The sequence below is a fragment of the Providencia heimbachae ATCC 35613 genome, from assembly GCF_001655055.1.
Classification (GTDB): domain Bacteria; phylum Pseudomonadota; class Gammaproteobacteria; order Enterobacterales; family Enterobacteriaceae; genus Providencia; species Providencia heimbachae.
This window is the reverse complement of sequence record NZ_LXEW01000006.1, coordinates 1-12,728: the sequence shown is the minus strand read 5'-3', so window position 1 is coordinate 12,728 and position 12,728 is coordinate 1. Positions and strand designations below refer to the sequence as shown.

9 protein-coding genes are annotated in these 12,728 nt (G+C 41.5%); all 9 read right to left on the bottom strand.

Going from position 1 to position 12,728, the window contains the following annotated elements; genetic code table 11:
• Positions 1-358: 358 nt before the first annotated feature.
• The 9 genes from M998_RS01150 to M998_RS01110 all read right to left on the bottom strand — a co-directional run bounded on the left by M998_RS01150 (position 359) and on the right by M998_RS01110 (position 12,460).
• Positions 359-1,000, bottom strand: a complete 642-nt coding sequence (locus M998_RS01150) for an HNH endonuclease (protein WP_074379415.1) — start codon at positions 998-1,000, stop codon at positions 359-361.
• Positions 990-2,552 (bottom strand): AAA family ATPase, encoded by a 1,563-nt coding sequence (locus M998_RS01145; RefSeq protein ID WP_068907166.1) that lies wholly within the window; start codon positions 2,550-2,552, stop codon positions 990-992. The genes M998_RS01150 and M998_RS01145 overlap by 11 nt, the downstream gene beginning before the upstream one ends.
• Before the next feature lies 1 nt (position 2,553).
• Entirely contained in the window at positions 2,554-3,033 is a 480-nt protein-coding gene (locus tag M998_RS01140; RefSeq protein ID WP_068907165.1) for a hypothetical protein, read from the bottom strand.
• 606 nt (positions 3,034-3,639) lie between these two features.
• On the bottom strand, positions 3,640-5,898 hold the full coding sequence (locus M998_RS01135) for an AAA family ATPase (RefSeq protein ID WP_068907164.1): 2,259 nt from the start codon (positions 5,896-5,898) through the stop codon (positions 3,640-3,642).
• Entirely contained in the window at positions 5,898-6,323 is a 426-nt protein-coding gene (locus M998_RS01130) for a VPA1267 family protein (protein ID WP_068907163.1), read from the bottom strand. Before M998_RS01130 ends, M998_RS01135 begins: the two co-directional genes overlap by 1 nt.
• A 7-nt stretch (positions 6,324-6,330) precedes the next feature.
• Positions 6,331-6,789 (bottom strand): hypothetical protein, encoded by a 459-nt coding sequence (locus M998_RS01125; protein WP_025796163.1) that lies wholly within the window; start codon positions 6,787-6,789, stop codon positions 6,331-6,333.
• Positions 6,786-9,308, bottom strand: a complete 2,523-nt coding sequence (locus tag M998_RS01120) for a hypothetical protein (protein ID WP_068907162.1) — start codon at positions 9,306-9,308, stop codon at positions 6,786-6,788. Before M998_RS01120 ends, M998_RS01125 begins: the two co-directional genes overlap by 4 nt.
• Position 9,309: 1 nt before the next feature.
• The gene (locus tag M998_RS19415; RefSeq protein ID WP_068907161.1) at positions 9,310-10,947 is read right to left on the bottom strand and encodes a tyrosine-type recombinase/integrase; all 1,638 of its coding nucleotides are present in this window, start codon (positions 10,945-10,947) and stop codon (positions 9,310-9,312) included.
• Complete coding sequence (locus M998_RS01110) at positions 10,934-12,460, bottom strand: site-specific integrase (protein ID WP_068907160.1); 1,527 nt, start codon at positions 12,458-12,460, stop codon at positions 10,934-10,936. Before M998_RS01110 ends, M998_RS19415 begins: the two co-directional genes overlap by 14 nt.
• Positions 12,461-12,728 lie beyond the last annotated feature (268 nt).

Genomic DNA, 12,728 nt, shown 5'->3' with positions numbered 1-12,728 from the left:
GTTTTTTACTTCATCCGAAGCTGAATTTAAGTACAAAAACCAACAGATGGTTCATGAACCTCAATCCCCGTTTTCATGGTTCACTTCAAGCACGTTCTTAGGTATCTGTCTGGTTAGTCACATCTAGGTCGTAACTCGAAAGTGGACAGAAATGATTTTTTAGGTTCATGAAGCTCTCGAAGTAAGTTTGTGAGATAGGTCATATGTAAATTCAGCCAGCCACGCAAAAATTACCTTCTTGTTGGTGCTATGCCTAAATTGATAAGCGTCCCAAGCATTATCAATAAAGGACGACTCTACCTCATCCAAATATCTTGGCTCTTTAACCTTATCTCTTTATTGCCAAATGCTCTTTAATTCACTCCAGCAAAGCTTGCCTTAGGGTTAGCTCTCTTATTTGACCTCGAAGATATGCCTTAGTACTTTCATTTTCTGTTACGCGAAGATTGTTTGCAAGCACAACAATCGTATCATCCAAGTCGTTTAAATTATCGTCAAAGTCTGCATATGAATAAAAACGGTTTAATTCACAAGTATAAATCGTTTTTTCTCCTTTTTCTGTTTTAGGGAAGTAAAATAATCCTGTGCGAATAATAGAAATATGTGTTTGATAACTATCAAAATGAGGATGGATAATGTTATACCCAGTTCTAGGGTATCGTACTCTTGCTCTTGATGTAGTTACTTGTTTATTTGACTTAGCCGAATTACATTCAACGCAAGCTACACATAAATTTAAAGGCTCAAACATAAAGTTTTCAACAGTACTTCTTGGGATAATATGCTCAACATCCCACGCTCTTCCTCGCTGTGTGTTTAATTGCATCTTGCAATAAGGACAGATGCTATTCTGTTCTGTAGCGTAGTGTTGTCTAATCACAGGTCTGAGAGTATCAACCTCATCACACATCCAGCTTTCCGAATTGAAATCGTTCTCAGATTTAATTGCCGCAATTATATCTAATTGACCTTGAGTGAAAACTATTGGATTACGAATCATATGAATATACCTCTAGCGCTTCCTCCAATATATTCACTAATTCTTTAGTAGGATCTCCATCGATAAGTTCATATGACCACTTTATTAAAAGCCTTGCTTTTTTAATATTTGATTCGGTTAGTTTTTTTCTTTTGCTGATAGCAGATAGAAGGCTTACAACTTCTCTATTTATTGTTTCATTTTTTGGCCCAGGAGTTTCAAAAAGATAGGAATTGATATAGTCCGATGATTGGTTGCTAAACTCCTTTGATGAAATAGTATCACCTGTTGTCATATTTAATATTGAAGAGTGAGACGAACGAACATTAGATATTATCATAGGTGCATGAGTGGCGATAATATAGTGACAACCTTTATACTTAGAGAACACCTCGCGAACAAGAGGGATAAACTTAATTTGCCAATCAGCATGAAGACTTATCTCTGGCTCATCAATGAGAATTAATGAATTATCTTTGATACATGAAGATATACCAAAAAATATATTTAACAGATTTATCTGACCTGAACTTGCTAGTAATAAAGAAGAAGAAGAAGAACCGTGCTCTCCATCAAACAATACATCTTTGATTTCTAATGCATTTAACTTAGCTGCATAATACAAATGCGTAGCTTCAAAACTGACATTCTCACCCAAGAGGTCGATTTCAATCATTCCTAAGTTCTCGTGATTTGAGGGATGTAACTCATTAAAGTAAGAAAGTGCCTGCTTAAACGACAAGATATCTTCATCTTTTAATTTACTATCATTATTCCCAAGCCCAACACTTGAATATCTGGTGCCATTGATTAATAACTTATCTTGTTCTCTAAAGTCACTGGATAGCATATGCTTGTTTATTTCGTATTTAAGCTTTACTTTGCCACTGAACCCAAGTGTATTAAGTAGTGAACTAAGATTAATAGTTTTAGATTCTACAGAAAACTTCACAATGGCATGACCAATCTCACCTACTTTCAATGATAAAACACTATCATATCGAGAGGATAATCTATCGTTTTGAACGCCAACATATGAATAATTAATACCAGTCTCAGAGGACAATCCCATAGATTGTAACACTGGGAATTTATCGAACTGACCAGAAGAAACTGCAATAATATTATTATTTTTTGGGGCTGTTACTTTGTTTGATTCTTCATCTGTTACTCCAAAGCAATGCCTAAAAACTTGCTCTTTAATATATTCCTTCTGCCCTAGATAGTTAATAAACTCTCGTTTCTCATCTGTTCTTATATATTTGTATTTAAAAGCTTTACCATCATTAATTAACTCTAACTCAGAGCTGATATTTTTTTCACCGCGATGTAATGTATTTTTGTAGTTTCTATCAAGGTAGTGATCAAGAATATCCACGTAGACTGAACTAAAATCATCTTTTATTTGAGAGCGTATCAATAGATGGCATACCTCTTTTAGAACTTCGCTCTTTCCAGATGCATTCTTACCGATTAAGATAGTAAAGTGGTTATCTTGTCTTTCTTTATCAACCCCATCTTCAACTAAGAAATCAAGTGACGTATCATTAAGAGTAACGTTCTTAACTAACATATTACAATCCTATAAATGTATCAGAGCCTTTGACGCCACTTCTAGACATTTTCATTCCACCAACACTTAGTCCGTGAATGTCTCCTTTAATATGAGGTAACCCAATGGGCGTTAAATCCATTTTAATAATTTCCAGATTTTTTCCATCGTGATTACCAGCTTCAACAACAACAGTATTATGAATTTTTATTTGAAAGCCATGTACTGAGTTAATAAAGCTAACGCCATCATGTTTTACTTCAGAGTTCACGATAAGGTCTAAGTATTTAATAGGGTTATTGTTTACATCAAGCTCAACAGGTGCCGATAGCCATACTCTTGGGCTATCCCCCTTTCTTATTGTTAGCGGCACCCATCCTGCCGATGTTTTTAGAATATTGACAGTTTCGATAAGTTGGTTGCTACACACGGTTAAGCAGTCGTAAAGTTCATGATCGTTATATGAGTAATCTAACTCTTGTAACAGTTTTCTTTTGTTCAACTTTTGATCCCTTATCAACCATATTTGAAGTTGTTATTATGCCACAGAATCCTTATGTATGAGCAAAGATAAATGTGATTTAGGGAATAAAACACTACACTGTAACGGATTGAACTTGGTAAAATCAGAGTTCGTGATTTTAGTCGAAGTAAAGCTAGAGAACTCTTTAGGTCCCCCTCATGTAACCATGTTTGGTGCTTTGAGACCTATAGAACAGTGGCTTAGCTGAGGGCGCATGCTGCGCAGTAACACTGCTAGTTAAGCAGTGCATTTTCTCTGTCGGATTCATGTACAGTAACCCCGTAGGATTCTTTCTGCTCTTATATGCCGTTCTTATTACCTAGGATTAAGTGCTCTAACGCATGTTGGGGCAAAAGTGAGTTCATTACACAAGTCGCGTGATGGATTTATAAAGCGGAACAGGGTAGAAGCAAGTTAACCCAAACTAATCAACCTAACCTCATAAATTGCGGAAACTCCGCGAGGGCTTAGCAGGGGGCGCAAGCGCGGTATATCTGCTGCCTCGACTCAGTAACAGCTTCGCTGGGTTATCGGGCGGATTCGACTTCATCGACGCCGTTTCTTTCTTTCCGCCCTTATATGTCGCTACGCGCCATCAGTAGCAACTTCGGACTTTCTGCGTATAGCTGCTACTAAAGTCTCTTGAAGGCTAGATTGTCTTTCATGACCACGATGACCTCCCTGAATGGCTTGCAGGTATTTGGCTTTGGTGCCAACTATATGGACTTCCTGCTCTGAGCGAGTGATTGCTGTGTATATCCATGAACGGTCAATCATCCTGCTGTTATTAAGTGCAACAATGACAATTGGAAACTGGGAGCCTTGGGCTTTATGGAGTGTGATGCTGTACGCCAGTGTCATTTCAATAATTAACTCAGGGGTTAGTGTAATTGGTTCATCATATTCTTGGGTTTGCACGCCTCCATAGCTATCTCCCGTCCATTCAATAGTGGACAGCTCACCAAGTAAGCCATTTTGAATTCTTTTAGCAGCATGATTTCGAGTGAAAATCACTGGGTCGTTAAGTCGAAGACCTGAATTAGTTACCTGATTCATGTACTCGTAGGTCAACTCAGGGCTTGAGCTATTAAACTCTGCTTGGCACTTACTATTCAGCTCAAAGGTTGTTTTCCTTGTGGCAGAGACCATCTGGCTGTTAGAGCGATTGCGGCGATAGATTTCAATACATTTGCCTACAATGTCCTGCTCATCGCATTCATGAAAGTGAACACTCTTATTCGACAGAGATTGAGGGATCTGACCAGATCTTACTACCCTAGAATACTCTGGAATCCCTGTGCTCTCATCTTGGCGTTGCACTTGGTCTAGCTCAACAAAAGGAACCAACCCAGACTTAATGAGATCATACAGAACTTTGCCAGCACCAATAGGAGCGAGTTGCTCATGATCACCAACAATAAGGAACCTCACCCTAGGGCAACAGTGTAAGATAATTTGGCTCATGTAAGGCACATCAACCATAGATGCTTCATCTATAACCACGAGGTGCTTAACCTCTTCACCTGCCGAATCAACGCTCATTAGTTCTTCGTCATTTAGGAATCTAGTAATCGTTTTAGTTGGGAAACCTATCGATTGATGGAGTCTAAGCGCAGCTCTCCCTGAAAGAGCAATGCCGTGTATGTTGTACTTCAGTTCTGAAAAGGCTCTTAATATAGTTCGTAGCACCGTAGTTTTGCCTGTTCCTGCACCTCCAGAGATAATGGAGATTTCATGCTCTAGGGCAGAATAGACGGCTTCAACTTGTTTTGGCGCTAAGGGAAAAGGGAGTTGCTTAAAGGCAAGATTGATTGCTCTGGGGTAAGTGAAATCACACCAGTTCGACTTACGATTGACAAGTGTACTTATACGCTCAGCAATGATGCCTTGCATTATATACAGCGCACTGTGGTGGTAGTTACCATCATCGCCAAGCTTGAAGTTTAGTAGTTGCTCCGACTGCATTAATGCCAGCGCAGCTAATTCCCTAGACTCTAGCAGAGCTTCCAGATATGGGAATATCTGGTTATGAGTGCCAAATGTATGACCTCTTGGAACCACCTGTTCATTAAGAATTTGGTTTACAGCGCACACAAGGCGATTCGGGTCATCAAGTTGTTTCTCAAAAACAGTAAGGGCAAGCTGATCTACAGAGTGAAAAGACATACCCAGAGTAGTAAGGTGGTAGGGGTTATCTGAAATTACCTCTGGAGGTTTTGGTAGTGCCTTTTTTGCACCTGTGTGCTCATCCTCTATAACTGCCGACATTTTGAAGTAGTTCTGCTGTACAAATGGCGGGATACGGTGCTCCGCAAACCATTTGGCATATTTCAGGTTAGTGTATTTTTTGAAGCCTTCCACTAGTGTTCGAGCGTCTTCCTCAGAGACCAAATCAACCGCAACGAGCTTGTCTATATCCCCTCGAAGAATGATATTCATAGCTTCGGTATCACCATATTTCTCCCAAATATTAAAGAGTCTGACCGTGCCGATGCCTTGAAAGTCACTCGATTTGGCGACAAAGTCCTTAACTTCTTCTAGGGTGTTGGGGATTTGAAACTCAAGCGCAGTAGGCGCATTAAATTCAAAAATATGCCTTCCAAATCCATCATGGTCTTCAAAGTAACGCTCTGCTTCCCCAATGACTTTCCAGTATTCTCCCTTAGCGGGAATTGAAGGCAACCCAGTGCATGTGGTGTTTATTTTGACGCTAGATAGAACACTGTATGTATTTCTGGACTCTCGTTTACTAACAGCACCTCTAATGAAACACTTATCTTGTTTATTATTGTGTTGCACGTAAGTGACTCGGAAATACATGACAATTTTTTTCGGTAGGTTCATTATGAGTAGAACCCTCGACTGTACAGAACATCTTTAAATTCGTCGTATCGCTTCATCATGATCTCCTGTTGGTATAGCTGCTCTTTTAGGCGACTGACTTCACGATTTAATCTGGCAATCTCAGCATCTTTAGGGTCTTGGTACTCAACAGTTTGGTGCGCGTCACCTTTAGGTTGGGTGCTGACTGAGCTTGTTGGTTTTGGTAGTAAGTTTCTTTCTCTACAAGACTCTTCCCAGTCATTAAATATCTTGGTTGCTCGTTGGTTTTGACCCGTTATGGCACGCTTGTTTACACCTGACTGAGCGGCAACGGCTCCCTTATTGATTGAGCCTCGGTAGTTTAGTTCCTTGATATCTTGATCCGTTTGTTTTGCTATCCACGCTTCAAGTTTTTCTACATTGACTTCAGCAGGTGTCTTTTTCATGACGTCGTTACCCTCGTTTTTTAGCCATCGCTAGTTCTCTAACTAAATATTCACCCAGAACTTCCTCTACTTTCATGGGTGTAACGGAATCGACGTAATGAACTATATCTGCAACCGCTAGCACGTTCCGCTCATATTTTTCTTTGAACTCATCCAGCTCTTGTTTGTACCGCTCTGCTTTTTGGACATAGGCTTTCGATACTCGACCTTTTGAGAAGTTTTCATGCTCTTCATCAGTGAATTCACTGGTGTTGTGCTGACGTTGCTTTGCCTCCTCAATCATTTTCTTGCGGTGAGGCACACTCAAGGTACTCAGGCCGCCTTTGATAATTCCTCTCGACACAAGTCGAGCGTGTACAGTAGATGGCTGGATAGGGGACTTCTCTAAGCCTTCTCGAATCATCATCAACAATTCATTCTGGATGTACTGGTCAAGCTCTTTTCCAGCTAAGCGTTTCTCTCTCATTGTGGTTCGCTCCTTTTATCCTCAATTCCCTTAGCGGCATCACGCTCCATTCGTTTTTGCTCAATGTAGAAAAGGTCTGCCAAGGTTTTTGGTGTTTTACCTACGAGATCCTGCTCTCTGATTGTCTTTAAAAGGTGAGCGAATGGGTTTTGTGGGTCGTCACTTAACAGGGACACGATTTCTGACTCTTGTAATGACTTGAGAGCTTTACTTTTCAGCGCTTCATATAACAATAATGACTGCTCTTGCTCATCAAGAGCGAGTTGAAAGGCTGGATTAGTCGAGACCAACTCTCTTAGTGTTTCTACTTCTTTTTGTTTGCGTTCTAGTCGAGAGATAACTTCTTCTGTTTCTCCCATTCGACCAGAAAGCGTGAAATAACCACAAGGTAAGCCTTCCTGACATCGCATTGCAAAAGGGCAACCGAATCTAGCTACGTCTCTAGTACATGCCCCAAAAACAAGCGGGTAAATCCGAGCGTGACGTTCAAGTAGACGTTTAGCTTCCTGTTCTTGCTTGTTATTAATGAGCTTATCGTGAGCTTCTTTTAGTTCAGGCATGAAGCTTTTTGACATCGAATCACCAACATACTTCGCCATTTCTTCGCTGCTTGCGCCATATGTTTGCATTGCTCGCTTTAGGTTGGCCTCGGTGGATAGGTCTTTTGAGACAATCATACTCGCCGTACTCTTAACGGCTTCAACACCAGTTCGAGTGCGGTTGGCTTTTGCGTATGCAGCCATACGCTGAGTTACTTCTGACTTATCAGTCCCTTGTGCGACTGGATAGTGCTCAACTGGCGTGTCGAAAAGCGATATTTGATCATCTTCAGTGAATACATCTTTCTTAGCATGAAAGGTCTTCTCCAGAGCAACCATTGCCATGGCTGCTGCTCTATATTCAAGAGATTCAACCCCGTGCTGATAATGTTTGTTCTGCGTGACGTCTACTCGCCCCATTAAGATCGCCTGTAAGTGGTCTGTTACGCCAGCAATCGCTAAAAACGTATTGATGTTATGGCGAGGGGTGTGTTTTGGGATTTTTATCTCTGAACCATCATCTTCCGTCAGTCCAAATAAGGAGAAAATGGATGTAGAACCCTGCGTGTTGCCGAGCCATTTTTTGAGAGTGTTTTCCTGTAGCGGAGTGATTACCGATAAATGACGGAAGTCATTAACCAGATTTCCCATGCCATAGGGAGAAATGAACAGTAATTCTTCGTAGTTAAAGTTCAACAATGTACCATTGTCGTTATAGGTATGAACCCCTCGGTGCTCTTGTTCGAAGTTGTATAAACTTGAATAAACAGCGACGATGTAGTCATTAACCTGAGTTTTTGTGTAGAAGTAGTGTTTGAGTTGCTTGTGTACCTCGTGAATTCTAGTCGGCTCGTGTCCAGCATAGGTTTTGAACGATGTCTGAATACTTCTAACGATGGCATTTCTGGCACCGCCAGTCCCAGCAACAACATGACCAACCAGTTCTCTAGATTCAACCTCATCTTCTGGCAATTCACGGATAGCGTCAGGCAGAAAGTAGGTGAAATCAGACTCTCGATAGTAAATTAACAGTGCGCGTTGTTTGTTGGTTAGTTCCTTGACCCTCTCAAATATCATTTCAATAACAGGGTAGGTTGAAGGGGCTAACCAGTGTATGCGTTTGCCTGCCTTCTTTGCGCCGATGTAGTCAATGCCTAGGTAATAATCAGGGAAGCCCATATCCTTGGCATATTGCAATTTATCGGGGTCAGTTATTTCTCGCCTGACAAGGCAATCGATTTTCAAGTTCTGCAATTCTTGGAATCGTAAGCCTGTGATTAGTAACAAAAGCAGCCCCATTAACAGCACTTTATCTTCGTCATTCTCGGCTAGATAAATCAGCTCAATAATGGACATGAACGCCTTAATCGAAATTAAGTGTTCATCCTCAGTTTTTAAAGGATCTAGCTCAGTAACATCGACTGACGTATTTCGTGTAGGGTGTTGGTTCTGTACGTTAAGCGTGGTTAACGTTAGCGATTTTGCACTCAGCACTTTTGCTAGCGCAACTGCTTTATCAGCATAATCACTAACAGCCGTTGACGCTGCTCCACATTCAGCGTGAGTGTCCATGGCGGCGTGGATAATGTCTGATGTTAGATACATAGGGTGGGATTGCCCAGTAGCTTTAACAAGTTCAGCGTACCAACGCTTCATTACTAATATTTCTTGCTGAAACACAGCCCCCGCAGGGGTACTATTGCCGCTCATGATTAGTGTCTCAACCAACATTGCTCTCATGAAGTTTTGATATATGGGGGCGACATCCATTTTTTCGACGCCCTTTGTTCGTGAGATATGGGTAAAGGCTAGTTTTCCCTTATTTGCACCCTTAAGCCATGCGTAACCTGATTTACCATACGTCCAGCTATCCAATTCCCATAGAAACACATCCTCAACGTTTGCCTCTATTGCTTTCTCACGGAATTTCTCGCGGTTCTTGCTTATAAAGGCATCAACATTCTTGCTCACATCAAGCATATTACTTTCTCGCTCCCTGATAGTTTTCTATTCGGCTGATCACATTAGCCACATTTCTTTGGCGGCGGATTAAGTCATTGCCGAGAGGGTGCTTGTGAAGGTTGGCATCTACAGTTATCTTTATCAGCTCGTCAACTTCTCGACCAAATGCGTCATACACTTCCTTATGTAATCCATCGAGGAACGGGTGGAAGTAAATACAGCCATGACAGGCTCGCCCTTGACTGAATGGGCATATTGGCTCTTCATAGCCACACCCACCAATGTGCGTATGTAGTATGCCTCCAATAGAGCCTGCTACTCTACGTCCACTCCAATTTTCACTATGAACAAGATTCCCTGTGAGCATCAGAGCCATCATGTTCTTGAATACAGGGTTACGACCTAGGGCTTGCTCTCGGATATCAGCGATATCAGGCGTCACAGCTATGTAGCGAGAAGCTACCGTATCATTGCTGTGTCCTAAGATGTAGGCAATGTCAGTGCCACTAGCGCCACTCATTGCCATTGAGTGTCCGACATTATGCCTAAAGAGAGTCGATGTATAGCGTGGAAGCTCTAGTAGCCCTTCGTTAACTGCATCTTTCGTTTCTTGAGGGGAAAAGCGAAATAGCATTCTTTGGATAGCGTCACTTGCGGCGTTTGTTGTTGACTTCGACTTTGGAAGTAAAGGCTCTTCAGGACTGATTTTAGCCAGCCGAATATAAAGCTTGATTAACCTACCCAATTCATCGGGGAGTGCAATCAATATCGGGTGTGGGTTCTTTTTTGATTTTTTTGCGAACGGGAGCAGAAGAGAATAGCGATTTCCCGCTTCATTTTTGGTGTCCCGATGTATATCGCTGGCGTAAAGTTTTGCAAGTTGTACAGGTCTACCGCCAGTGTAATAAGTCAGACCCAGAATAACGCAATCACGAAGTGAATCGAGGCTCACTTTGGCTTTGATAATACTTAAGTGCGCTTCAATTTCGGCTTTGCTTTTCAGACTAGGCGTCAACTTTGATGCCCAGCGAGTGATACCATCCTGAATCATCGCGCACACTTCTAACGGAATTACGTTATCAAGATCTTCATAAACCCCGAAATTATCCGATGGAGGGCGAGGGATAAAAAGCAGTTGGTCTTCGAGGTCTTCTTTTGAATCATCTGTACTGTTAAAGAATCCATCACGATCTAGCGCCCTTAAAGCATGTAGGATATAATAAAAATCCTTATTAGTTTTACTCTTAGACTCATTAATTCGAGTAGCCAAGTGCTCAAGATGTGCTAAAAAGGTGACTTTGGTGAAATGCTCACACTCCCTAAAATAATGGGCTAGGGAGTAACACATCGTAGGTAAATTCGTTGGGCTGTGCTCCCGCAGGTAACAGACAGCGACGAACTTTATCAATCTTACTTTAATACTACCAAGCTCAGAGAAGACAGGAGAGCTTTCAAATCCAATATAACGCTCCCCACCTGAAAAATAACAACGCCAATCCTCGTCCAACATTAAGGTATTATCATCAGTTCTGTCAGCACCTTTGAGGAATACACGCTTTGGTAATTCAAGTTCGCTGATCCACGTTAGTTGCTCCGAAGAAAAAGGGGTATCGTCGGCTGCGCGAAAATTGAGTGGCCTTACATTATTGGAACTCATCAAAATCTCCAAATCCGTTGTCGTCGTAGTCGTGATTGATAGCACTTTCCTTATTTGAACTCAGAAGTGCGTATTTCGTTGAGGTCAATGGCATTTGGGAGCGCTTCGTTACCATATCCGTTCGCCTAGTGTTGCTTTCATTTGCTACTTTCTCAATGAATCGATTGGCATATCTTATTGGCATTTTACTCGTGAGGCTCCACCCACCAAGGACTCTCAACTTATCAGCCGCAACGTCTAGTAGCCCCTTCATTCTTGCCCTAACGCCATAGTCTCGCTTCAACTCTAGCTCTTCAATAAACAACTCGTTATAGATGAACTCCAGCGTTATATAAGCCCACGTATGTCTGCCTACATGGGGAGTAATCTGAGGCATAGATTCGATATTAACCTCTGATGTCGTTCGGAAGTACGGGTGCTCTTTTATGAATGAGCTATCAATTTTTCGATAGTAGGTGTTGACGGCATCATAGGTTAGGGGAGCTAAATCACCACGCGATCCAATGAAAAGAACGCCATAGTCAGTTGCCTCTGGCTTAGCTTCAAAGAGGGCGGCTCTCTTTTCACAGTAGATAGTGAGCATCGTGTAGTCACTAGGGTCTAATTTAATTTTTCGTTGAGAACCCTTTGTTTTAATTGAGGGCGGATTTGCCCTAGGGTCATCAACTCCATCGGGTAGGTTCTGGACTAGAAGGATATAAGAACGTTCACCTTTTGGGTCAGGTAGCGTTGGCCCGAACGACTCCAGCGAAAGAAGCAAACACTCACCGATCCTCAGTCCGTACTGAAACAGCAGTCTGTGAATAATGTAGTTGCGGAATTGCTCAAACTGACTTGAAAAAGGGTTCTGAGGGTTTATCACTGCTGGGTAAACCTCACCAGTATCAGCATCTACAAACTCTTCAGTTGATGGCAAAAGCATATTATCTAACAGCAGTGCTTGTTGCTCTGTTAGGCTCTTGTATCGTGTTGTTGAAGAATTCGAATCCACCTCCATTGAAGAGTATTCCTTTGTGATTTGCTTGATCTTCTTCTCTATTTCACGATGCATCACCGAGGCATCGAGCGGAGAGCAATTTTGATAATCCATGCATGTGTATCTGTCATTCAGGAACTTAAAGTAGCGCATGACCACATGAACATAAGCCACATACGCTTCCTTTGCTGAAGCTGATTTAGAAATAGGGCTAACGGAAATGTATGAAGAAGATCCATCAATGTGTTGTTTTGATAAGAGATAATCAAAGAAGAGATCAACTTCTTTCAGGAATGATTCAATATAGTAATTGGCATCTAGGAACGCACCATCAAAGGTACAACCGTACTTTCTTTCATAGAATTCGTAGAAGAAGCGCAATGCTTTAAGTGAGTTAGTTTGAGTTCCAAGCGATCTCTTTGTGAGTTTAGTAATCGTATAAATCGTCAAGAACAGAGACGGCAGCGTCGTGACATCATCAACAACCAGTTTTAGGTGCTGTCCATTACGTTTCGTGTGGGCAAGGCTATAGCTCATAGTCGTTCAAAAATCCTTTTAGTTGGTTTCTGTGAACACATTTAGATGAAACGATGCAGTGCTAAGGTTAACTATTAAGGATTTTATGGTAAATCCGAATACTGTTAAATACACTTATGAACCTGACACTAAACCCAGAATGTAAGCTCATGAACTCAGCGTAAACGCAAAACAGTTTTTTGTAAAGAGTAGAAGGCAGGGCTTAACTTATTGATTATTGGTCTCTCGTGAATCTAGGAATAAAACGGGGATATTTAACATAATATGC

Bases quoted from the DNA above. Each gene is read 5' to 3' on its own strand.
- M998_RS01150 (WP_074379415.1), bottom strand. From the start codon at position 1,000: ATGATTCGTAATCCAATAGTTTTCACTCAAGGTCAATTAGATATAATT.
- M998_RS01145 (WP_068907166.1), bottom strand. From the start codon at position 2,552: ATGTTAGTTAAGAACGTTACTCTTAATGATACGTCACTTGATTTCTTA.
- M998_RS01135 (WP_068907164.1), bottom strand. From the start codon at position 5,898: ATGAACCTACCGAAAAAAATTGTCATGTATTTCCGAGTCACTTACGTG.
- M998_RS01130 (WP_068907163.1), bottom strand. From the start codon at position 6,323: ATGAAAAAGACACCTGCTGAAGTCAATGTAGAAAAACTTGAAGCGTGG.
- M998_RS01125 (WP_025796163.1), bottom strand. From the start codon at position 6,789: ATGAGAGAGAAACGCTTAGCTGGAAAAGAGCTTGACCAGTACATCCAG.
- M998_RS01120 (WP_068907162.1), bottom strand. From the start codon at position 9,308: ATGCTTGATGTGAGCAAGAATGTTGATGCCTTTATAAGCAAGAACCGC.
- M998_RS19415 (WP_068907161.1), bottom strand. From the start codon at position 10,947: ATGAGTTCCAATAATGTAAGGCCACTCAATTTTCGCGCAGCCGACGAT.
- M998_RS01110 (WP_068907160.1), bottom strand. From the start codon at position 12,460: ATGAGCTATAGCCTTGCCCACACGAAACGTAATGGACAGCACCTAAAA.